This is a genomic window from Streptomyces sp. NPDC014861, assembly GCF_043081625.1.
Taxonomy (GTDB): domain Bacteria; phylum Actinomycetota; class Actinomycetes; order Streptomycetales; family Streptomycetaceae; genus Streptomyces.
This window is the reverse complement of sequence record NZ_JBIBWV010000002.1, coordinates 526,680-548,450: the sequence shown is the minus strand read 5'-3', so window position 1 is coordinate 548,450 and position 21,771 is coordinate 526,680. Positions and strand designations below refer to the sequence as shown.

20 protein-coding genes and 1 pseudogene are annotated in these 21,771 nt (G+C 74.4%); 11 read left to right on the top strand and 10 right to left on the bottom strand.

Annotated elements, in window-relative coordinates; translation table 11 throughout:
* The 4 genes and pseudogenes from cutA to ACF1BN_RS06140 all read right to left on the bottom strand — a co-directional run.
* Positions 1 to 306: pseudogene (gene cutA, locus ACF1BN_RS06155) on the bottom strand (divalent-cation tolerance protein CutA); the annotation flags it as partial.
* Positions 303 to 2,192 carry an ABC transporter ATP-binding protein gene (locus ACF1BN_RS06150; RefSeq protein WP_392330362.1) on the bottom strand — a complete coding sequence of 630 codons (1,890 nt, stop codon included), beginning with the start codon at positions 2,190 to 2,192 and terminating at the stop codon, positions 303 to 305. The pseudogene cutA and the gene ACF1BN_RS06150, both read right to left, overlap by 4 nt.
* Positions 2,189 to 3,931, bottom strand: coding sequence for an ABC transporter ATP-binding protein (locus ACF1BN_RS06145; protein WP_392330361.1), 1,743 nt, complete (start codon positions 3,929 to 3,931; stop codon positions 2,189 to 2,191). Before ACF1BN_RS06145 ends, ACF1BN_RS06150 begins: the two co-directional genes overlap by 4 nt.
* A 9-nt stretch (positions 3,932 to 3,940) precedes the next feature.
* Positions 3,941 to 4,552, bottom strand: coding sequence for an NADPH-dependent FMN reductase (locus ACF1BN_RS06140; RefSeq protein ID WP_392330360.1), 612 nt, complete (start codon positions 4,550 to 4,552; stop codon positions 3,941 to 3,943).
* A gap of 89 nt (positions 4,553 to 4,641) precedes the next feature.
* Here ACF1BN_RS06140 and ACF1BN_RS06135 point away from each other — a divergent pair, with 89 nt between their 5' ends.
* The 4 genes from ACF1BN_RS06135 to ACF1BN_RS06120 all read left to right on the top strand — a co-directional run bounded on the left by ACF1BN_RS06135 (position 4,642) and on the right by ACF1BN_RS06120 (position 8,029).
* On the top strand, positions 4,642 to 5,466 hold the full coding sequence (locus ACF1BN_RS06135; RefSeq protein ID WP_392330359.1) for an aminotransferase class IV: 825 nt from the start codon (positions 4,642 to 4,644) through the stop codon (positions 5,464 to 5,466).
* Positions 5,467 to 5,475: 9 nt separating this feature from the next.
* Positions 5,476 to 6,267 (top strand): sporulation protein, encoded by a 792-nt coding sequence (locus ACF1BN_RS06130; RefSeq protein WP_392330358.1) that lies wholly within the window; start codon positions 5,476 to 5,478, stop codon positions 6,265 to 6,267.
* Positions 6,268 to 6,807: 540 nt separating this feature from the next.
* Entirely contained in the window at positions 6,808 to 7,320 is a 513-nt protein-coding gene (locus ACF1BN_RS06125; protein WP_392330357.1) for a hypothetical protein, read from the top strand.
* Between the two features lie 88 nt (positions 7,321 to 7,408).
* Complete coding sequence (locus ACF1BN_RS06120; protein WP_392330356.1) at positions 7,409 to 8,029, top strand: class F sortase; 621 nt, start codon at positions 7,409 to 7,411, stop codon at positions 8,027 to 8,029.
* Positions 8,030 to 8,036: 7 nt separating this feature from the next.
* Here ACF1BN_RS06120 and ACF1BN_RS06115 read toward each other — a convergent pair whose 3' ends face one another.
* From ACF1BN_RS06115 to ACF1BN_RS06105, 3 genes are read right to left on the bottom strand one after another with little or no spacing between them, the layout of a single operon-like run.
* A complete protein-coding gene (locus tag ACF1BN_RS06115) occupies positions 8,037 to 8,822 on the bottom strand; it encodes a sulfite exporter TauE/SafE family protein (RefSeq protein WP_392330355.1) in 786 nt (261 codons plus the stop codon).
* Between the two features lie 49 nt (positions 8,823 to 8,871).
* Positions 8,872 to 9,189 (bottom strand): hypothetical protein, encoded by a 318-nt coding sequence (locus ACF1BN_RS06110; protein WP_392330354.1) that lies wholly within the window; start codon positions 9,187 to 9,189, stop codon positions 8,872 to 8,874.
* On the bottom strand, positions 9,186 to 10,508 hold the full coding sequence (locus tag ACF1BN_RS06105) for a ferric reductase-like transmembrane domain-containing protein (RefSeq protein ID WP_392330496.1): 1,323 nt from the start codon (positions 10,506 to 10,508) through the stop codon (positions 9,186 to 9,188). The genes ACF1BN_RS06110 and ACF1BN_RS06105 overlap by 4 nt, the downstream gene beginning before the upstream one ends.
* A gap of 470 nt (positions 10,509 to 10,978) precedes the next feature.
* Here ACF1BN_RS06105 and ACF1BN_RS06100 point away from each other — a divergent pair, with 470 nt between their 5' ends.
* The 6 genes from ACF1BN_RS06100 (at position 10,979) to ACF1BN_RS06075 (ending at position 17,888) form a co-directional block, all read left to right on the top strand.
* On the top strand, positions 10,979 to 12,169 hold the full coding sequence (locus ACF1BN_RS06100) for an NAD(P)/FAD-dependent oxidoreductase (RefSeq protein ID WP_392330353.1): 1,191 nt from the start codon (positions 10,979 to 10,981) through the stop codon (positions 12,167 to 12,169).
* Entirely contained in the window at positions 12,166 to 14,688 is a 2,523-nt protein-coding gene (nirB, locus tag ACF1BN_RS06095) for a nitrite reductase large subunit NirB (RefSeq protein WP_392330352.1), read from the top strand. Before ACF1BN_RS06100 ends, nirB begins: the two co-directional genes overlap by 4 nt.
* Positions 14,685 to 15,023 carry a nitrite reductase small subunit NirD gene (gene nirD / locus ACF1BN_RS06090; protein WP_392330351.1) on the top strand — a complete coding sequence of 113 codons (339 nt, stop codon included), beginning with the start codon at positions 14,685 to 14,687 and terminating at the stop codon, positions 15,021 to 15,023. Before nirB ends, nirD begins: the two co-directional genes overlap by 4 nt.
* A gap of 38 nt (positions 15,024 to 15,061) precedes the next feature.
* On the top strand, positions 15,062 to 15,646 hold the full coding sequence (locus ACF1BN_RS06085) for a TetR/AcrR family transcriptional regulator (RefSeq protein WP_392330350.1): 585 nt from the start codon (positions 15,062 to 15,064) through the stop codon (positions 15,644 to 15,646).
* Between the two features lie 92 nt (positions 15,647 to 15,738).
* Positions 15,739 to 17,103 carry an MFS transporter gene (locus ACF1BN_RS06080; protein WP_392330349.1) on the top strand — a complete coding sequence of 455 codons (1,365 nt, stop codon included), beginning with the start codon at positions 15,739 to 15,741 and terminating at the stop codon, positions 17,101 to 17,103.
* A gap of 23 nt (positions 17,104 to 17,126) precedes the next feature.
* Entirely contained in the window at positions 17,127 to 17,888 is a 762-nt protein-coding gene (locus tag ACF1BN_RS06075) for an SDR family NAD(P)-dependent oxidoreductase (RefSeq protein WP_392330348.1), read from the top strand.
* Between the two features lie 39 nt (positions 17,889 to 17,927).
* Here ACF1BN_RS06075 and ACF1BN_RS06070 read toward each other — a convergent pair whose 3' ends face one another.
* Together ACF1BN_RS06070 and ACF1BN_RS06065 are read right to left on the bottom strand one after the other, a co-directional pair.
* Positions 17,928 to 18,338 (bottom strand): VOC family protein, encoded by a 411-nt coding sequence (locus ACF1BN_RS06070; protein ID WP_392330347.1) that lies wholly within the window; start codon positions 18,336 to 18,338, stop codon positions 17,928 to 17,930.
* A 98-nt stretch (positions 18,339 to 18,436) separates the two neighbouring features.
* Positions 18,437 to 18,904: a group III truncated hemoglobin gene (locus tag ACF1BN_RS06065; RefSeq protein WP_392330346.1), complete on the bottom strand. Its 468-nt coding sequence runs from the start codon at positions 18,902 to 18,904 to the stop codon at positions 18,437 to 18,439.
* A 226-nt stretch (positions 18,905 to 19,130) separates the two neighbouring features.
* On the opposite strand from ACF1BN_RS06065, the gene ACF1BN_RS06060 reads away from it, so the two are divergent.
* Complete coding sequence (locus ACF1BN_RS06060) at positions 19,131 to 20,291, top strand: alkaline phosphatase PhoX (protein WP_392330345.1); 1,161 nt, start codon at positions 19,131 to 19,133, stop codon at positions 20,289 to 20,291.
* Here the strand turns inward: ACF1BN_RS06060 and ACF1BN_RS06055 are convergent.
* On the bottom strand, positions 20,261 to 21,289 hold the full coding sequence (locus tag ACF1BN_RS06055) for an ArsR/SmtB family transcription factor (protein ID WP_392330344.1): 1,029 nt from the start codon (positions 21,287 to 21,289) through the stop codon (positions 20,261 to 20,263). The genes ACF1BN_RS06060 and ACF1BN_RS06055 overlap by 31 nt on opposite strands.
* Positions 21,290 to 21,771 lie beyond the last annotated feature (482 nt).

Genomic DNA, 21,771 nt, shown 5'->3' with positions numbered 1-21,771 from the left:
GGTCTCCGCCTCGACCCAGCGGGCGTACGCCTCCGCGACCCGTGCCACCCGGGTGGCGACGATCTCGGGCGTCTCGTAGTCGTGGGCCGCGATCAGGTGCGCTTCGAGGGCCTGGTAGCGGGCCTCGGTGGTCTTGAGGACCACCTCCCACTCCTCGGTCGTCTCGATCGCGCCCCGCCAGTGGTAGACGGAGGTGACGGGCCCCGAGATCTGCGCGCACGCGGCGAGCCGGGCCTCGACGGCGCCGCGCGCCAGGGCCTCGGCCTTGGCGCGCGCGTCGGTGGTGGTGCGGACGGTGACGATCACGTCTCCACCGTAGGGGCGAACTGTGCCGCGTGCAGCCGGGCGTACGCGCCGCCGCGGGCGAGCAGCTCCTCGTGGGTGCCCTGCTCGGCGATGCCGCCGCCGTCCATGACGACGATGGTGTCGGCGTCCCGGATCGTGGAGAGCCGGTGGGCGACGACGAAGCTGGTGCGGCCGGCCCTGAGGGCGGACATGGCCCGCTGGACGTGGAGTTCGGTGCGGGTGTCGACGGAGCTGGTGGCCTCGTCGAGGACGAGGACGACCGGCTCGGAGAGGAAGGCGCGGGCCAGGGTGACGAGCTGCCGCTCGCCGGCGCTGAGGCCGCCGCCGTCCTCGTCGAGGACGGTGTCGTAGCCGTCGGGGAGGGTGCGGATGAACCGGTCGGCGTGGACGGCCTCGGCGGCGGCGGTGATCCGCTCGCGGGAGACCTCGCCGGGGACCCCGTAGGCGATGTTGTCGGCGATGGTGCCGCCGAAGAGCCAGGTGTCCTGGAGGACCATGCCGATGCCGGAGCGCAGCTCCTCCCGGTCCATCCGGGCGGTGTCGACGCCGTCGAGGAGGATCCGGCCGCCGGTGGGCTCGTGGAACCGGAGCAGCAGATTGACCAGGGTGGTCTTGCCGGCGCCGGTGGGGCCGACGAGGGCGACCGTGCGGCCGGGTTCGACGGTGAGGGAGAGGTCCTCGACGAGCGGCCGGCCGGGCTCGTAGCGGAAGGAGACGCGCTCGAAGACGACCCGGCCGCGCCGCTCGGCGGGCTTCTCGGGGACGGCCGGCCCCGGGGACTCCTCCTCGGCGTCGAGGAGGTCGAAGACCCGCTCGGCGGAGGCGATCCCGGACTGGAGGAGGCCGGCCATGGCGGCGACCTGGTTGACCGGGCCGTTGAACTCGTAGGAGTACTGGACGAAGGCCTGGACGTCGCCGACGGTGAGGGTGCCGCTCGCGACCTTGAGGCCGCCGAGGACGGCGATGAGGACGTAGGTGAGGTTGCCGACGAGGGTGACGGCGGGCTGGACGAGGCCGGAGACGACCTGGGCGCGCAGGCCCGCCCGGTACAGCTCCTCGCCGAGCTCGTCGAAGCGGCGGACCGCCTCCTCGCGGCGGCCGAAGGCGACGACCTCGGTGTGGCCGGTGATGGTCTCCTCGGTGTGGCCGCCGAGCTTGCCGGTGACCGCCCACTGCCGGACGAACTGGGGCTGGGCGCGGCGGGCGACGAGGGCGGCGAGGCCGAGCGAGACGGGGACGGTGCCGAGGGCGACGAGGGCGAGCAGCGGGGAGATCCAGACCATCATCGCGAGCACCCCGAGGAGGGTGAGCACGGCCCGCATCATCTGGCTGAGCGCCTGCTGGAGGGTCTGGGTGACGTTGTCGACGTCGTTGGTGGCGCGGGAGAGGACCTCGCCGCGCGGCTGTCCGTCGAGGTAGCCGAGGGGCAGTCGGGCGAGCTTGTGCTGGGTCCGCTCGCGCAGCCGGTGGCCGGCCCGCTGGACGACGTCGGTGACGAGCCGCTGCTGGGCCCAGGTGAGCAGGGAGGCGGCGGCGACGGCGGTGGCGGCAAGGGCGAGCTGCCGGGCGAGGGCCGTGAAGTCGACGCCGTACGGGCCCGCGGCGCCGGTGAGGACGAGGTCGGTGGCGCGGCCGAGGAGGAGCGGGACGAGGACGGTGAGGGCGACGGCGCCGGCGCCCGCGGCGAGGGCGGCGGCGAGCCGGGCCCGGTCGGGGGCGAGGGTGCGCAGCAGGCGGACGGCGGAGGCGCGGAAGTGGAGGGACCGTTCCAGGGAGGGGGTGCCGGGGGCGCCGGGACCGCCGCCCGGCTGGGGGGCGGGGCCGCGGCGGGCGGGGGCGGTGGGGGCGGTGCGCGTGGTGGGGCGGGGCGGGGTCGCGGTGCTCACGCGGCGGCCTCCTCGGTCGGCTGGGAGCGGACGATCTCCCGGTAGGTGGGGTTGGTCGCCAGGAGTTCCTCGTGGGTGCCGGTGCCGACGGCGCGGCCCCGGTCGAGGACGACGATCCGGTCGGCGTGGCGGATGGTGGAGACCCGCTGGGCGACGAGGACGACGGCGGCGTCCGCGGTCTCGCGGCGCAGGGCGGCGCGCAGCCGGGCGTCGGTGGCGTTGTCGAGGGCGGAGAAGGAGTCGTCGAAGAGGTAGACGCGGGGTCGGGCGACGAGGACGCGGGCGATGGCGAGCCGCTGCCGCTGGCCTCCGGAGAGGTTGGCGCCGCCCTGGGTGACGGGCGCGTCGAGCCCTTCGTCGAGCGCCCGGACGAAGCCGGCGGCCTGGGCGGTCTCCAGGGCGTGCCACAGCTCCTCGTCGGTGGCTCCGGGCTTTCCGTACCGCAGGTTGGAGGCGACGGTGCCGGCGAAGAGGTACGGCTTCTGGGGGACGAGTCCGACGGTGGCGGCGGTGAGCCCGGGGTCGAGGGCGCGGAGGTCGGTGCCGTCGAGGAGGATCCGTCCGGCGGTGGGGTCGAGGAGCCGGGGGACCAGGCCGAGGAGGGTGGACTTGCCGCTGCCGGTCGAGCCGATGATCGCGGTGGTCTCGCCGGGGGCGGCGTGCAGGGAGACGCCGCTGAGGACGGGTTCCTCGGCTCCGGGGTAGCGGAAGGTGACGTCCTCCAGGGCGAGCCGGCCGGAGCCGCCGCCGGGGAGGGCGCGGACGGGGTCGGCGGGCGGGGTGAGGGAGGGGGCGGTGTCGAGGAGTTCGCGGACGCGGGCGGCGCCGGCCTCGGCCCGGGGCAGGTGCATGAGGAGGAAGAGCGCCATCATCACGGACATGGCGGTCTGGAGGAGGTAGCCGAGGAAGGCGACGAGCGCGCCGGCCTGGACGGCGCCGGAGTCGATCCGGTGCGCGCCGGCCCAGATGAGGACGATGGTGGTGGTCTCCCAGACCAGGAGGACGACCGGGAACATGACGGCCTGGAGCCGGCCGGCCCGCAGGCCGGTGTCGAGGAGGGCCGCGTTGGCGGCGGCGAAGCGGGCGCGCTCGTGGCCGTCGCGGACGAAGGCGCGGACGACCCGGACGCCGGTGATCTGCTCGCGCAGGACGCGGGTGACCCGGTCGAGGTGCTCCTGCATGCCCCGGAAGAGGGGCCGCATGCGGAGCACGACGGCGCCGACGGCGAGGGTCATCACGGGGACGAAGAGCAGCAGGACCAGGGCGAGCGGCACGTCCTGGCGCAGCGCCATGGCGAGTCCGCCGACGCACAGCAGGGGGGCGGCGACCAGCATGGTGAGGGCGAGGACGGCGAAGGTCTGCACCTGCTGGACGTCGTTGGTGGCGCGGGTGATGAGGGAGGCGGTGCCGAAGCGGCCGCGTTCCAGGGCGGAGAACTCCTGGATCCGGCGGAAGACCTCGGAGCGCAGGTCGCGGGCGACGGCCAGGGCGATACGGGCTCCGGTGAAGGTGACGGCGGCGGCCGCGGCGGCCTGGAGGAGGGTGACGCCGGCCATGACGGCGCCGCCGGAGAGGATGCGGCCGGTGTCGCCGCGCAGGACGCCCTCGTCGATGACGCCGGCGTTGAGGGCGGGCAGGGTGAGGGAGGCGAGGCTCTGGAGAAGCTGGAGCAGGACGAGTAAGGCGAGCCGGGCGCGGTGCGGGCGGAGCCGTCCGGCGAGGAGTCGCAGCAGGGTCATGACGTCCCCTCAGGCGGCGTACGGGCGGGCGGACTTGGCTTCCTTGAGGGCGCGACCCCACCAGGCGAGCTGGTCGAGCATGAGCTTGGCGCCGTTGTCGGGTCCGGTCGGGTCCTTGAACCGGCCGTCCTCGTCGAACTGCCCGTGGGCGTTGGGCAGGACGACGCCGTCGCGGACGGTGACGGCGTGCATCTCGGCGTAGATCTGGCGGAGTTGTTCGACGGCGCGGATGCCGCCGGAGATGCCGCCGTAGGAGACGAAGCCGACGGGCTTGGCGCGCCACTCGGTGTAGTGACGGTCGATGAGGTTCTTCAGGGCGGCCGGGAAGGAGTGGTTGTACTCGGGGGTGAGGACGACGTAGGCGTCGGCGGCCTCCAGGACGGGGGTGATGCGGGCGAGTTCGGCGCTGACGGCGGGGTCGGGCCCGTAGGAGAGGGCGGTGGGGAGCCTGGTCTCGGCGAGGTCGACGACGGTGAGGGTGAAGTCGGGGCGCTCGGCGACGCGGGTGCGGAACCAGTCGGCGATGACGGGGGCGAAGCGGCCTTCGCGGTCGCTGGCGACGACGAGGGCGAGGGCGAGGGGGGCGGCGGGAGCCTCGGTGGAGGCGTTCGTGATGTCCATGTCGAGGATCGTGGTCCCTCAAGTTTGGTTGAGGTCAAGCGCGGATCTCCGGAAGCCGCCGGAGCCGGCTCCGGGGCTACGGTGACGCCATGACGACCTCGCCGCCGCCCGGCCCCGGCCCCGCCTCCGCCCACGTCGAGATCGACGGGGTCCCCGCCGCCGATCCGGGGGTGCTCGGTGCCGTGACGGGCGGGTACGGGCACTTCACGGCGATGCAGGTGCGCGACGGGCGGGTGAAGGGCCTCGGGCTGCACCTCGACCGCCTCGACCGGTCCACCCGCGAGCTGTTCGGCGCGCCGCTGCCCGGCGGGCGGGTCCGGGAGCTGCTCGGGCGGGCCGTCCGGGCGTCGGGGCGGCAAGACTCCTCGGCGCGGGTGTACGTGTACGAGGACGGGCCCGGCTTCCTGGTGGCCGTCCTCGTCCGGGAGGCGGCTCCCGACGGGCCCGGCGCGCCGCAGCGACTGCGGTCCGTCGACCACCTGCGCCCGGCGGCGCACCTCAAGCACGTGGGCGGCTTCGGGCAGAGGTACCACGGTGACGCGGCCCGGCGGGCGGGCTTCGACGGGGCGCTGCTGACCTCTCCGGCGGGCGAGGTGGCGGAGGGCGCGGTGTCCAACATCGCCTTCTGGGACGGCACTTCCCTGGTGTGGCCGACGGCCCCGCACCTGACCGGGATCACCATGGCACTGCTGGCGCCCCGGCTCCCGTCGGTCCACCGAGCGGTCATGCTGGACGAACTACCCTCCTTCCGGGCCGCCTTCACCGCCAACGCGCGCACGATCGCGCCGGTGACGGGCGTCGACGGGGTCGCGTACCCGGTGGACGGGGAGCTGATGGAGCGGGTCCTCGGCGCGTACGCGGACGTACCGGGCGAGAAGATCATTTCCGCGGACGGGGGCGGATCCGGCGGCTAACCTGCGGCCATGGTTCTCAAGAGGCTTTTCGGCGGCGGCATCCCGCTCGAAGTGGACACGATCATCGAGCCCGGCCCGGTGCGGCCCGGTGGCATGCTGCGCGGCGAGGTGGTGGTCCGGGCGCCCGAGCGGGACCTGGAGATCGAGTCCATACAGCTCCGGCTCGTCGCGAACGCGCCGCTCTTCCACAAGGGCGACGGGGACGGCGGGGGCAGCGGCGACACGATCGGACACCCCAGCGCCAGCGGCTGGTTCAAGCTGCGGAAGGGCCAGGAGAAGCGGGTCCCGCTGACGTTCCGGCTGAAGTGGGAGACCCCGGTGAACGACCTCCGGGGACAGGACCTCGGGGTCGTCATCGGCATCAGCACGGAGGTCGACGCGTCGGGCGTCAAGGCGCAGACGGACATGGACCCGGTGCGGGTGGAGGCGCTGCCGCTGCACGAGGCGGTCCTCGACGCGTTCACGGCGGAGGGGTACGCGGTCGAGGGCGCGCCGGTCCACGGAACGACGATCCCGGACGTCGAGCGGCACCTCTACGCGTGGCAGGGCGTCCGGCTCGTCCACCCGTCGCCCGCCGAGGGACGCCCGGGGAAGCTGGAGCTGACCTTCCACACCAACGCGGTGGGCAGCGAGATCTTCCTCCGGAAGCAGGGCGGGACGAAGTACTGGGACGAGAAGCCGCCCGCCCTGCGGTACGTGGCCGCCCACCACGAGGTCGGCACCCGTGACTTCGCGGCGGACGCGCGGCAGTGGCTGGCGGAGGCGGCCCTCCTGAAGGCCACCGCCCGCGACGACGACTGACCCCCCCGGCCCCGGTCCCGGTCCCGGGCCCCCGGCCGACGGCACCTGGCCCCTCCTGGTCCCAGGCCCCGGGCTCCTAGCCCCTCCCGGTCCCTGCCCCCGGCCCCTGGCTCCTCCTGGTCCCCGGCTTCCGGCTCCCGGCCCTCGGCCCTCGGCTCCCGGCTCCCGGCTCCCGGCTCCCGGCTCCCGGCTCCCGGCCACGGTGGACGACGACCGCTCCACCGGCCCCGCCCCCGGTGCGGCGGGGCCGGTGCCACCGTCCCGGCCACCGCTCCCGGTGCTGCGGCGGCGACCGAGCCCCCCGCCGCACCGGGGAGCGGCCCCCAGGGCCCCGCCGCCCGGTCCGCTCACCCGTTCGGCACGGGGTGCCGACTGACGGGATGACACCCTCTCCGACCTGCGGAAACCTCCGGATTCCAGTCGACGCGCCGTATCGGACGGCGCAATCCTGATGCCCCATCAGCAGGCGCGCCCCGCGCCGTGGCCGTTACCTCGGTCCTACGGAAGACCGAACGACCGCGCGCCCCGGAGGACCCCACCATGCGCCCCACTACCCGCCTGCTCACCGGAACCGCGCTGACGGTCGTCGCGCTCGGCGCGTTCGCCGCGCCGGCCGCGTACGCGAACAACGACGGCCCCCAGACGCTGGAGATCTACCCCTCCTCCGCCTCGCCCGGCACCACCGTCACCGTGAACACCCTCGCCTGCGGCAAGAACGGCCACGGCGTCGGCGACGCGAACTCGGTCGGCGCCGGCGAGTTCCGGCTCAGCCCCAGCACCCACAAGGAGGTCGTGGTCGGGCAGTTCACCCTGCCCCAGCACGCCAAGCCCGGCACCCACTGGATCTCGGTGGCCTGCGACAACGGGCGGACCGCCCGGGGCGAGCTGACCGTGAAGCACCGCGAGCCCAGCGGTCATGTGAAGACCGGTGTCGGCGGCAGTATCGGCCCCGACACCGCCCAGGTCACGGCGGGCGCGGCGGTGCTGGCCGCGGCTGCCGTCGGCGGTGTGTGGCTCATGCGGCGCCGGGCGAGCGGCGCCCAGGGCCACTGATCACACCGCCCCGCCCCGCCCCCGCCCGGCCTCCGCACACGGCCGGCCGGGGGCGGGGCCCATCCCCCTCCCCGAGTGAGGAAGCGACGTGAGCAACAGGAGCAAGGGCTGGGGGATCGCGGTGGCCGCCTGCGTCGGCCTCTGGCTCGTCCAGAACGGCTCGCAGGACGTCACTCCGCCCGTCCCGTCCGCCGCCCAGGCGTTCGCCGCCGGGCCCAGCGTGCACACCGACGCCGCCGCCGACCCGCTGCCGCCGTCCCCGCCGGTGCGGCTGCGCATCCCGGAGACGGACGTGGACGCCCCGATGACCCGGCTCGGCCTCGCCCCGAACGGCTCCCTGGAGGTGCCGCCCGCCGAGGACCGCAACCTGGCGGGCTGGTACGCGGACGGTGTCACGCCCGGCGCCGAGGGCACCTCGATCGTCGCCGGCCACGTCGACAACGCCGGCGGCCCGGCGGTCTTCTACACACTGGGCGCCCTGCGGAAGGGCCACCGGATCGAGATCGACCGGGAGGACGGCAGGACCGCGGTCTTCACCGTCGACGCCGTCGAGGTCTACGACAACGACGCCTTCCCCGACGAGAAGGTGTACGGCTCCACCGACCGCGCCGAGCTCCGGGTGATCACCTGCGGCGGCGGCTTCTCCGAGAAGAGCGGCGGCTACCAGGGGAACGTGGTGGCCTTCGGGCACCTCATCGGGGTGCGCTGAGCCGGTCTCACGCCCACTGGTCCCAGGCGAGCTTGGCGACCATCGAGAGCACCACGACCAGCAGCACGGCGCGGACGAAGCCGGAGCCCTTGCTGAGCGCCATCCGGGCGCCGACCATGCCTCCGGCCAGGTTGAAGGCGGCCATGAGCGCGGCCAGCTGCCAGTAGACGGTGCCGCTCAGGGCGAAGGTGACGAGCGCGCCCGCGTTGGTGCAGACGTTGACGATCTTGGCGGTGGCGGAGGCCGTGACCAGATCGAGGTGGAGGACGGCGGTCAGGGCGAGCACCAGGAAGGTGCCGGTGCCCGGCCCGAACAGGCCGTCGTAGAAGCCGATGCCGCCGCCGACGAGGACGATCGCCGTGACCATCCGGGCGCGGGTGAGCGGCGCCCGGTCCTCCTCCGCCGGCCGCTGCCCGAAGGTCGGCCTCAGGATGACGAAGGCGGCGACCGCCACGAGCACCACGATGATCAGCGGCCGGAGCACCTCCCGGCTGATCATCGTGACGAAGAGCGCGCCGAAGGACGAGCCCGCGAGCGCCGCGATCCCGACCCGTACCGCCGTCCACACCGGCACCTTCGTCCTGCGGGCGTAGGTGACCGCGGCGCCGGTGGTGCCGACGATCGCGACCGCCTTGTTGGTGCCGAGGACGAAGCCGTTGGCCGCGTTCGGCAGGGCGATCAGCAGCGCCGGCAGGAGCAGCAGCCCGCCGCCCCCGACCACCGCGTCGATCCAGCCGGCGACGAGTGCGGCCAGGCAGAGCAGGACGAGCGTGGTCAGGGTGATGTCAGGCATGGCAGCGAGCCTAGGGACGGGATCGTTGCCCCGTCCATCGATCACCTGATCATTGAGCAAGGTCTGAGCTTGCGTGCCCGGGCTCCCGGTCGGGGGCGGGCGGAGCCGCCGGTTCCACGGCCGTGAGCAGGGTCGCCGCGAGCGCCCCGGCGCCGAGGAGCGCGACCGCGAGGCGGCGGCGCAGCCGCTCCTCGGACGGGGGCTGGGGGCGGGCCCGGTGGCGCCGGGCCGCAGGGGCGGCGGCGGGGGCGGGGACGAAAGCCGGGGCAGGGGCGGGGGCGAAGACAGGGGCGAAAGCTGGGGCGGGGGCGAAGACCGGGGCGGGGACGGGGGCGAAAGCCGGGGCGGGGGCGGGGGCGCTGTTCACGGGCTCGGCTCCTCGAAGTTCTCGGTGTGGATGCGGGAGGCCGGGACCCCGGCCCTGACGAGGGAGGCGGTCGCCGCGCGGGCCATGGCGGGCGGCCCGCAGAGGTAGACGTCGTGGACGGCCAGGTCGGGGACGAGGGCGCGCAAGGCGCGCGGGGCCAGTGGGTCGTAGGAGGAGTCGGAGGGGCCGAGCAGGTAGTGGAGGGCGGCCCGGCGTTCACGGGCGATGGTCTCCAGCTCCTCGCGGAGCACGAGCCCGCCCTCGTCGGAGGCGCGGTAGAGGAGGGTCATGTCGCCGGGGCCGCCGGGCAGGGTCTCGAAGAGGGCCCGCAGCGGGGTGATCCCGACACCGCCGGCGAGCAGCAGAACCTTGCGGCGGGTCCGGCGGTGGGCGGTGAGCGCGCCGTAGGGGCCGGAGGCGAGGACGCGGGTGCCGGGGCGGAGCCGGCGGACCCGGCGGGTGTGGTCGCCGCGGACCTTCACGGTGATCCGGAGGGTGTCGTCGCGGACGGGCGCGGAGAGTGAGAAGGGCAGGGCGGTGGCCCACAGGCCCCGGCTGAGGAAGCGCCAGCGGAAGAACTGGCCGGGTTCGGCGCGCAGCCGGGCCACTCCCCTCCCCCGGACCAGGACGGAGACCACGCCGGGCGTCTCGTCGCGGACCTCGGCGACCCGCAGGTCGTGGCGGAGCGCGGCCCGGACGGGGACGACGAAGCGGTACCAGAGGAGCAGGACGGCGACGGTGGCGTGCGCCATCGACCAGAGCCAGCGGGTCAGGAGCCCGCCGGCGAGGTCGGGTCCCGCGAGCTGGTGGACGAAGCCGAGGGCGGCGGCCAGCAGGGCGCCGAGGTGGACGGCGTGCCAGGTCTCGTGGCGGATGCGGCGGCGGACGGCGCGGGCGGAGGTGATGCCGACCGCCGTGAAGAGGGCGGTGCCGGCGGTGGCGGCGGCGATCGCCCCGTAGGAGAGGAGGCCACCGGTGGCGGTGATCAGGTCGGTACGGGTGTGGACGGCGTAGCCGACGAGGGCGAGGACCGTGTGCGCGGCGATCAGGCCGAGGACGTACCGGCCGCCGCGCGCGTGCCAGCGGGCCAGCCGGTCGGCGCCGACGCCGTGCTCGACCGCCGGGATCCGGGCCATGAGGAGGAGCAGCACGAGGACGCCGTACCCGGCGAGCAGGCCGGTGAGATGGGCGCCGGTGGCGAAGAAGGCGTCGAGGCGGGCGGAGGGCCGGGCCTGTACGCCCCACAGCAGGGCGACGGCCCCGGCGCCGCCGACGATCCCGTCCCGCAGCCGCCCGGGCGCGAGCCGCGGGGCGGACACGGGGCGAGCGGGGGCGGGACGGGCGGGGGCGGGACGGGCGGGGGTCGCGCGGCGGGCCGCCGGACCCCGCCCCGGCCGGAGTCCGGGGCGCGGCGCGGGCGGCGCCCCGGCCGGCGCCACCGCCGGACCCGCGTCCTGCCGGCGGGCGGCGGGCCCGGGGCCGTACCCCTCCTGCGACGGGGGCGCGGGCGGCGGCGTCCGGTCGGCGGCGAGCGGGACGGGGACGCGGGCGTAGAGGGGGTGCTGGCGAGCCTCGGTGGTCACCTTCGGCACCCTAGGGGCGCCCGTATACGGGAATCCCGGGCTCGGCCGCGCCGCCGCCATCCTTAAGCCGGGCTTGAGCCGAGCCTGATCACGGCTTAACCACCCGGGCCCCTCACAGCGCGCCGGGCCGGTCTCGGAGATCAGCGTTCCGTACGGGAAACAGTCGGGATGCCGTCGGGAAACACCGGCCGCGCACCCTTCCGGGTATGAGTACACGGATCGTGGTGGTCGGAGGCGGAACGGCGGGCCTCCGCCTCGCCCAGCGCCTGCCGGTCACCCTCCTCGGCGAGGAGACGCACGCCCCGTACAACCGGGTGCTGCTCGCCGACGTCCTCGCCGGGCGGTACGCCCCCGAGGTCGTCGCCCTGCCCGAGCCCCGCGAGCCCGCGCGCCGCGGTGTGCGGGTGGTGGGGATCGACCGGGCGGCCCGGACGGTCGAGTGCTCCGACGGCGAGCTCGTCCCGTACGACCGGCTGGTCCTGGCCACCGGCTCGAACCCGGTGCTGCCGCCGCTGCGCGGTCTGCGCGGGGCGGTGCCGCCGGAGGGCGTGCACTCCTTCCGCACGCTCGACGACTGCCTCGCGCTGCGGGCCGCCGTCCGGCCCGGGATGCGGGCGGTCGTCATCGGCGGCGGGCTCCTCGGGGTGTCGGCGGCGCGGGCGCTCGCCGCGCTGGGCGCGGAGGTGGTCCTCACCCAGCAGGGCGAGGGCCTGATGGAGCGCCATCTGGACCCGCGGGCCTCCGCGCTGCTGCGGGAACACCTCGACGGGCTCGGCGTCGAGACGCACACCGAGTGCCGGGTCAGCGGTCTGCGGCAGCGGGACGGGGCGGTGACGGCGGTCGAGCTGGCCGACGGCTTCGTCCTGGACGCCCAGGTCGTGGTCCTGGCCTGCGGGGTGCGTCCCCGGGTCGCGCTCGCCCGCGAGGCGGGGCTCGACGTGCGGAGCGGCGTGGTCGTCGACGACGAGCTGCGCACCTCGGACCCGTACATCCACGCGATCGGCGACTGCGCCGAGCACGACGGGCGGGTCTACGGCCTGGCGGGCCCCGCGCTCGAACAGGCGGACGTCCTCGCGGACGTGCTGTCCGGTGCCGCGGGACCCCGCTACACGGGCACCCGGGCGCTCACCCGGCTGACCCTCGGCGGGGCGCAGCCGCTGGACCTCGCCGCCTTCGGCGAGGCCACCCCGCGGCCGGGGGACGACGTCGTCCAGCTGGCCGACGCGACCAAGGGCGCCTACCGCAAGGTCGTCGTCCGCGACAACCGGCTCGTCGGGGGCGTCCTCCTCGGCGATCTGGCCGCGGTCGGCGCGCTCGCCCGGGCCTGGGAGGGCGACGAAGCCCTCCCGGAGGCCCCTCTGCTGCACCTGCTCACCCACGACGGAGGCTCCTCATGACCACCCCCACCATCGTCCTGGTCGGCCACGGAATGGTCGGCCAGCGGTTCCTGGAGGCGCTCGCCGACCGGGGCGTCACCGAGCGGGCCCGGATCGTGGTCCTCTGCGAGGAGCCCCGCCCGGCGTACGACCGGGTCCAGCTGACCTCGTACTTCTCCGGGAGGACGCCCGACGACCTGTCGATGGTCGAGGACGGCTTCATGGAGCGGCACGGCATCGAGCTGTACACGGACGAGCCCGTCGTGGGCATCGACCGGGCGGCGCGGACGGTGACCGCGAGGTCGGGGCGGGTCGTGGCCTACGACCACCTGGTGCTGGCCACCGGCTCGTACCCCTTCGTGCCGCCGGTGCCCGGCAAGGACGCCACCGGCTGTTTCGTGTACCGGACGATCGAGGACCTGCTGGCGATCGAGGAGTACGCGAAGACGGCGACGACCGGCGCCGTGGTCGGCGGCGGCCTGCTCGGTCTGGAGGCGGCCGGCGCGCTGAAGGGCCTCGGCCTCGCCACGCACATCGTGGAGTTCGCGCCGCGGCTGATGCCGGTGCAGGTCGACGAGGGCGGCGGCGCGGCGCTGCTGCGGACGATCGAGCGGATGGGGCTGACCGTGCACACCGGCACGGGCACCCAGGAGGTCGTGACGGCCGACGGTGCCGTGACCGGCATGAAGCTGTCGGACGGCACCGAACTCGCCACCGACCTCGTGGTGTTCTCGGCGGGCGTACGGCCCCGGGACCAGCTGGCGCGCGACTGCGGCCTGGACGTGGGCGAGCGCGGCGGCATCGCCGTGGACGAGCTGTGCCGCACCTCCGACCCGGCGGTCTTCGCGATCGGCGAGTGCGCGCTCGCCGCGGACGGGCGGGTCTACGGCCTGGTGGCGCCTGGCTACGAGATGGCGCTGACGGTGGCCTCGGTCCTCGCCGAGGAGGCGGGCGAGGAGACCGGGTTCACCGGCGCGGACCTGTCGACGAAGCTGAAGCTGCTCGGGGTCGACGTGGCCTCCTTCGGTGACGCGCACGGCGCCGCCGAGGGCTGCCTGGACGTCGTCTACTCGGACTCCCGGGCGGGCGTGTACAAGAAGCTCGTGGTGGACGCCGAGGGCCGGCTGCTCGGCGGCGTGCTGGTCGGCGACGCCGAGTCGTACGGGCTGCTGCGCCCGCTGACCGGGACGAAGCCGCCGGTCTCCCCCGAGCAGCTGGTCCTCCCGGCGGGGGCCGGTGCGCCGGTGGCGCTCGGCCCGTCGGCGCTGCCGGACGAGGCCGTCATCTGCTCCTGCCACAACGTGACCAAGCACGCGATCACCCAGTGCGCCTCGCTGCCCGAGGTGAAGAAGTGCACCAAGGCCGGTACGGGCTGCGGCAGTTGCGTGAAGGTGATCGAGAAGCTGCTGCCGAAGGCGGCCGACAAGGGGCTCTGCGGCTGCTTCCCCCACACCCGCAGCGAGCTCTACGAGATCGCCCGCACCCTGCGGGCGACCTCCTTCGCCGCCCTGCTCGACTCGCACGGGCGGGAGGGCGCGAAGGGCGGCGAGGGCTGCGAGGTGTGCAAGCCGACCGTCGGCTCGATCCTCGCGTCCCTCAACAACGGCTACATCCTCGACGGCGAGCAGGCCTCGCTCCAGGACACCAACGACCACCACCTGGCCAACCTCCAGCGCAACGGCTCCTATTCGGTGGTCCCCCGCATCCCCGGCGGCGAGATCACCCCGGAGAAGCTGATCGTGATCGGCGAGGTGGCCCGCGACTACGGCCTCTACACGAAGATCACCGGCGGTCAGCGGATCGACCTCTTCGGCGCCCGCGTCGACCAGCTCCCGGCGATCTGGACCCGGCTGGTGGACGCCGGTTTCGAGTCCGGGCACGCGTACGGCAAGGCGCTGCGCACGGTGAAGTCCTGCGTGGGGCAGACCTGGTGCCGCTACGGCGTGCAGGACTCGGTGAGGATGGCGATCCAGCTGGAGCTGCGCTACCGGGGACTGCGCGCGCCGCACAAGCTGAAGTCGGCGGTCTCCGGCTGCGCCCGCGAGTGCGCGGAGGCCCAGTCGAAGGACTTCGGCGTGATCGCGACGGCGAACGGCTGGAACCTGTACGTGGGCGGCAACGGCGGCGCGACCCCGCGCCACGCGGACCTGCTCGCCCAGGACCTGTCGGACGCCGAACTGATCCGGCTCATCGACCGGTTCCTGATGTTCTACATCCGGACGGCGGACCGCCTGGAGCGGACGTCGGTCTGGCTGGAGCGCCTGGAGGGCGGGCTCGACCACCTCCGGGACGTGATCGTGAAGGACTCGCTGGGCCTGTGCGGCGAGCTGGAGGCGCTGATGGCGGCGCACGTCGCCGACTACCAGGACGAATGGGCGCAGACCCTGGACGACCCCGAGCGGCTGCGCCGGTTCGTCTCCTTCGTCAACGCGCCGGAGACCCCGGACCCGACGGTGCGGTTCGTGCCGGAGCGGGACCAGATCAAGCCGGACCTCACGATCCTGACGATCGGCACCCTGGAAGGAGCCACTTCCCGATGAAGACACCGACGACTCTCGAACTCTCCCCGGCGCCCGACGCCTGGATGGCGGTCTGCGAGGAGGCCCGGCTGACCCCGGGCCGGGGCCTGGCGGCGCTGCTGCCGGACGGCCGGCAGGCGGCGGTCTTCCGGGACCGCGAGGGGCGGGCGTACGCGATCGACAACCGCGATCCCTTCACCGGGGCGCAGGTGCTGTCCCGGGGGCTGATCGGCTCGGCGGACGGGCGTCCGTTCGTGGCCTCGCCGCTCCTGAAGCAGCGCTTCGACCTGGAGACCGGGCGGTGCCTGGACGACGACGAGGTGGCGGTGGCGGTCTACCCGGTCCGCACGGTCTAGCTTGACCGATCGTTCCAGAAAGGCGTACTATCCACGACGTGGCCAGGACCAAGGAATTCGATCCCGGGGCCGCGCTCCAGGCGGCACTCGACCTGTTCTGGGCGCGCGGCTACGAGGCGACGTCGATGGCGGACCTCGTGGAGCACCTCGGGATCGGCCGGGCCAGCATCTACGCGACCTTCGGCAACAAGCACGAGCTGTACCTGAAGGCGCTGGACCATTACCTGGAGACCCGGGACCCCGGGCTCGTCGAGGAGCTGTCCGCGCCGGGCCCGGCGCTGCCGGCCGTGCGGGCCGTCGTCCGCCGCTTCGCCGCCGAGGCGACGGCGGAGGGCGTGCGCCTGACCGGCTGCTTCGTCACCAATTCGGCGGCGGAACTGGCCCCGCGCGACCCGGTGGTGGCCCGCCGGGTCGAGCTGAGCTGGGAGCAGGTCGAGACGCTGCTGCACGCGGCGCTCGCCCGGGCCCGCGCGCAGGGCGAGCTACCGGAGGGCCGCGATCCGCGGACCCTCTCCCGGATGCTCCTGGTCCTGCTCCAGGGGATCCGGGTGGTCGGCAAGGCGTCGACGGACCCGGCCAGGGTGCGGGACGCAGCGGAGGAGGCCCTGCGGCTGCTCGACTGAGCGGCCGCCGGACGGGCGCCCTTGCGGGGGCGCCTTTTTTCGGGGCTCATTCTGGAATGTACGGTCAAGTACAACTGATACGGGGGGACGGCATGACGACGTACGAGGGGGCCGCGGCGCCCGTCGCACCGGTGGACCACGGGGGTGCCCGCCGGGGGTTCGCGCTGCTCGGGACCGTGCAGGCGACGCTCGTCTTCACGCTCGCCTCGCTCGCCGTGCCGCTCCCCCTGATCGGCGCCGAACTCGGCCTGGACCGGGGCCGGCTGATCCTCCTCAGCGCCGCGTACGGGCTGACCTTCGCCGGACTCCTGCTGCTCGGCGGACGGCTCGCCGACCGGTACGGAGCGCGGCGGGCGCTCACCGCCGGGCTGCTCCTCTTCGCCGCCGCCTCCGCGCTCGCCCCGCTCGCCCCCGGATACGGCACGCTGCTCGGCGCCCGCTTCGCGCAGGGCGCCGGCGCCGCGCTCGTCGCCCCGGCCGCGATGGGCGTGCTGCGCGCACTCCACCCCGAACCGGGCGCGTACGGAAGGGCGATGGGCACCTGGGGCGGCCTCTCCGTGCTCGGCGCCACCGCCGGGAACCTGCTCTCCGGCGTGATCACCGCCGCCGCCTCCTGGCGCGCCTCCTTCGCCGTGCCGGTCGCCGTCGCACTCGTCGCCCTGTTCCTCGCGCCCCGGCTGCTGCCCGCCACCCCGCCCGGCACCGACCGCTCGCCGGACCTGCCGGGCGCCCTGCTCGCCACCGCGGGGATCGTCCTGACCAGCACCGGCCTCGTGCTCACCGACGCCCACCCGTGGGGCTCCGCGCCCGTCCTCGTACCGCTGCTCACCGGCCTCGCCCTGCTCGCCGGCTTCGCCCGCGCCGCACACCGGGCCGCCGACCCGCTGCTGCCGCCGGACTTCCTGCGCGACCGGCGGCGGCTCCTCGGCCTCGCCGCCATCGCGCTCACCGCCGCCGGTACGGCCACCGTCTTCGTGCTGCTGTCGCTCGACCTCCAGCGGGAGCGCGGCTGGTCGGCCCTGCTCACCTCGGCCGCCTTCGTCCCCTTCGCCGCCGCGCTGCTGGGCGCGGGACGGCTCGCGGGACCGCTCATCGGACGGTACGGGCCCGGACGGGTCACCGCCGCCGGGCTCGGCACGGCCGGAGCCGGACTGGCCCTGCTCGCGGCGGGCGCCGGCGACCCCGCCACCCCGTACGCCCAGGGCCTGCTGCCCGGGCTGCTCCTGCTGCCGGCCGGCGGGGCGCTCTCCTTCGCGGCCGCCGCCGTCCTCGCCACCGAGCGGGTGCCGGCCGACCGGGCCGGGCTCGCCGGCGGTGTCCTCAACACGGCGATGGAGCTCGGACCGACCGTGGTCTTCGCCACCCTGCTCACCCTCGGCGGCTCCGCCGCGCCGCTCGCCGCGGCGGCCGGGCTCTTCGCCGCCCTCGCCCTCCTGACCTTCCGCCTCGCCACGTGACCTTTCTTCCCAGGGGAGTTCCCATGTCCGCTCGTTTCACCGGCCGCGTCGTCCTCGTCACCGGTGCCGGTTCCGGCCTCGGCCGGGAGATCGCCCGCGCCTTCGCCGCCGAGGGCGCGAGGGTGGTGGCCGCCGGACGCACCGCGTCGGCGCTCGACGCCACCGTGGCCCTGATCGAGGCCGAAGGCGGTACCGCGACCGCCGTCACCGCCGACGTCACGAGCCCCGCGTCCACCCGCGCGCTGGTCCGGAGCGCGGTGGAGACGTACGGCGGGCTCGACGTCGCCGTGAACAACGCGGGGATCTTCCGGGGCGGCCACAGCGCGGCCGACTTCCCCCTCGACGACTGGCGGGCCCTGCTCGACACCAACGTCACCGGCGTCCTGAACGCCCTCCAGGCCGAGGTCGCCCACATGCGGGCGCACGGCGGCGGCGCGATCGTCAACATCTCGTCCAACCTGGGCCCGCACGTCCGGATCCCCGGCCTCTTCGGCTACCAGGTCTCCAAGGCGGCCGTCTCGGCGCTCACCCGCGCCGCGGCCCGCGACCACATCGCCGACGGGGTGCGGATCAACGCGGTCAGCCCGGGCGCGTCGGAGTCCGCGATGTCCCTGCTGCCGGGCGAGACGGAGGCGGAGCGGGAGGTCCGGATGAAGGAGCAGTCGCCGCTCGGCCGGATCTCCTCGGCCGCCGAGGTGGCGGCGGCGGTGCTGTACCTCGCGTCGGACGCGGCGGGATCCGCCGTCGGCACGGACCTGGTGGTCGACGGCGGCGTCTCCGCCTGAGCCCCGCCTGAGCCCCGCCGGGGCCCGGCCCCCCGGGGCTCAGCCCTGCGCGGTCATGTCCATCCAGAAGACCTCCCAGTGGTGGCCGTCCGGGTCGGCGAAGGAGCGGCCGTACATGAAGCCCATGTCCATGGGCTCCTTCGCCGGGCTGCCGCCCACCTCCAGGGCGCGGTCGGCCAGCTCGTCGGCCTTCTCGCGGCTCTCGGCGTTCAGCGTGAGCAGCACCTGGGTGGCGGCGGAGGCGTCGCCGACCCGCTTGCCGGGCGCCGTGAAGCCGGCGAACTTCTCCTCGGTGAGCAGCATGACGAAGATGGTGTCGCTGATCACCACACAGGCGGTGCTGTCGTCGCTGAACTGCGGGTTGATCGTGTACCCGAGCTTCTCGTAGAAGCCGCGGCTCGTGGCGAGGTCCTTCACGGGCAGGTTCACGAAGATCATCTGCGGGGCCATGGCGTGTTCTCTCTTCTCCGTCGTGCTGTGCGGTGCTGTCGAGAGGTAAGACGGACCGGCCGGCCCGAACTCATCGCTCCCCGGAGAAGTTTTTTCGCTCAGGCCGCCGTGCGCAGCGCGAGCGCCGCCAGCGGGACGAAACCGCCGGTCCCGCCGGTGGCCGCCTCGGCCTCCGCGCCGGGGCCGCCCAGCCGCTTCATCATCGAGACGGAGATCCGCTCCCCCGTCGACTTGGCCCGGTCCGCGAGCGGTCCCCGGTGCAGCCCGTCGACGGTGGCGTGCCAGAGCTGCACCCAGCGCCCGAAGTGGGCGGGACCGAGGGGGCGGGCGGAGTGCAGCGCGGCGTGCGGGCCGAAGGCGTCCCGCCCGTAGGCGGCGGTACGGAAGAGGGCCCGCTCCCAGAAGTCGGTGATGCGCGGCAGATGGACCTCCAGGTCGGTGCCGGCGACCTCGGTGAAGAAGGGGCCGATGAGGGGGTCGGCGAAGGCGGCCGTGTAGAAGCGGCGCAGCAGCGTGTCGAGGTCGTCGCGGCCGCCGATGTCGGTGAGCTCCCGGTTCTCGCGCATGGGCCCAGTCTGCCGGGCCGTCCGCGCCTCCCCCAGTGCCGAAGGTCCCGGCCGCGGCGGCTGACCGCGCCCCGTCCGGCGGAGCGGCGGCGGCCCGCCCCGTACCCGCCCCCTCCCCGTCACCGCTTGTTGATGCTCAGTCAACTCTGGGCTCCTAGGTTCACTCTCCGCGCGGCCCCGCCGCTGACCGTGCGGCGGGAGGTCACCACACCCCTGGAGAGAACACGTGGAGCGACGCAGTTTCCTGCGTGGAGCGGTCATCGGCACGTCGGCGGCCGCCTTCGGCGGCACCCTGATGGCGGGCGCGGCCTACGCGGCACCCGCCCAGCCCGGCACCGGCCCCTACGGGGCCCTCGGCGCGGCGAACGCGAACGGCATCATGCTGCCGTCCGGGTTCACCAGCCGGATCGTCGCCCGCTCGGGACAGACCGTCCCCGGCACCTCGTACACCTGGCACAACGCCCCCGACGGCGGCGCCTGCTACACCGACGGCACCGGCTGGATATACGTCTCCAACTCGGAGATCAACCCGAGCGGCGGCGCGAGTGCGCTGCGGTTCAACGCGTCCGGCACCGTCACCGGCGCCTACCGCATCCTGTCCAACACCCGCCAGAACTGCGCGGGCGGCAAGACCCCGTGGAACACCTGGCTCTCCTGCGAGGAGGTCAGCCTCGGGTACGTCTACGAGGCCGACCCGTACGGCGTGAACGCGGCCGTCCGCCGGGACGCCATGGGCCGCTTCAAGCACGAGGCCGCCGCCGCCGACCCGGTCCGCAAGGTGATCTACCTGACCGAGGACGAGTCCAGCGGCTGCTTCTACCGCTTCGTCCCGACCACCTGGGGCAACCTCGCCTCCGGCACCCTCCAGGTCCTCGTCGCCGGCACGGCCGCCTCCGGCTCCTTCACCTGGCAGAACGTGCCGGACCCGGACGGCTCGCCGACCACCACCCGCACCCAGGTCTCCGGCGCGAAGAAGTTCAACGGCGGCGAGGGCTGCCACTACGCCGACGACAAGGTCTGGTTCACCACCAAGGGCGACAACCGCCTCTGGCAGCTGAACCTCGTGAACAACACCTACGAGCTCGCCTACGACGACTCCCTGGTGCCCGGCGGCGCCGCCCCGCTCACCGGCGTGGACAACGTCACCGGGACCTCCTCCGGCGACCTGTACATCGCCGAGGACGGCGGCAACATGGAGATCTGCCTGATCACGCCGGACGACGTCGTGTCGCCGTTCCTGCGGATCACCGGCCAGTCCGGCTCCGAGATCTGCGGACCGGCCTTCTCCCCCGACGGCAGCCGGCTGTACTTCTCCAGCCAGCGCGGCACCACCGGCAGCTCCTCGGGCGGCATCACCTACGAGGTGACCGGCCCGTTCCGCGCGTAGCAGCGCTCCACGCCGCGCCGCTGGGCCCCGCCCCCGCCGAGGAGGGCGGCGCCCAGCGGCGTCAGCGTGTGCAGCACCGCGTTCCCGTGCCGCAGGGTGGCGATCAGACCCGCCTCCCGCAGCACCCCCGTGTGCTGGCTGGCCGAGGCGAGCGACACCCCGGCCCGCCGGGCCAGCTCGCTCGTCGTCCCGCCGTCCCCGATGGCCCGGAGGACCTCCGCCCGCGTCTGGCCCACCAGCTTCGCCAGTGAGGACACACCCGGCGGGCGGACCGTCGGCGACTCCCCGTGCGTCACCGGGTAGACCAGCACCGGCGGCAGCGCCGGGTCCCGCAGCATCACCGGCGTCCCCCGGCAGAAGTACGAGGGCTGGAGCAGCAGCCCCCGCCCGTCCAGGTGCACGTCCCGGTCGACCGGGTAGGACGCCTCCAGGACCGGCGCCCGCCAGGTCAGCATCGGCGGCAGCGAGTCGAGCAGCTCCTCCGCGCCGCCGTCCAGGACGGCCCGGCCCTTGCACGCCCTGTCCGCCTCCACGCGGGCCTGGATGTGCGGCCAGTACGGCTCCACGGCCGCCCGGTGGTAGCTGCGCAGCGCCCCGAGCAGCCGGTCGAAGGGCTCCGGGCCGCCGTCGGCGAGGGCCCGCAGCGAGTGCGGCACCGTACGGCCGCCCGACCGGTCCGCCGCCAGCAGGGAGAGTTCCGAGCGGAGCCGGCCGGGCGCGGTCGCGCGGAGCGCCTGGAGGCCGTCGTCGAGGCCGTGCAGGCCCTCCGCCGGGGTCAGGAAATCAGGGAAATAGCCGCGGCTCGGGACGAGGGCGGCCAGCAGCCGGGTCTCACCGCCGAGCCGCGCCCTCGTTTCCGTGCGCCATCCGCCGAACACCACCGGGCCGCGCCGGTCCCTTAAACGGTGAAAGCTGAGAATCGTTTCCCACAGGACGTCAGGACGGGCGGCGATCCGCACCCCCGCCAGATCGTCCGCGGTGAAATGAATACGAAGCATGAAGTCCCCACCTGTGCACTCGCAACCACCCCGCGGTCGAGTATGCACACCATCACTGCACGTTACCAGGGTGTTTCAGCCACAGATGAAAAGCATCGCGGCGAACACGGCCCAACGGAAATGCTGTGCAGGTCGGGCAGGAAACCTTCAGGACCGAGGTGACGTGGTGAAGACCGTGGGGGGCTTTGCCCGTCCGGCGGCGGTCGGCGAGGGTTGCGGCTCACCTGCCCGACACGTGAAAAAGGGTGCGGCCCCCGGGTGGGGATCCGGGGGCCGCAGCCGAAACGGCCGCAAACACAGACGTTCAATTTCCAATAATTCAATGCGGACGTAATTGCGCATGAATCTGACGTGAAAACGACGGGACGGACACCTCCGCACAAGGTGTCCGTCCCGTCTCTTTCGGATCCGGGACCGCCGTCCGTCGGTGAGGGTTCGAAGGGATGACCGACAGCGGTCCCGGGGGCTTCGCGGGGCCCCCG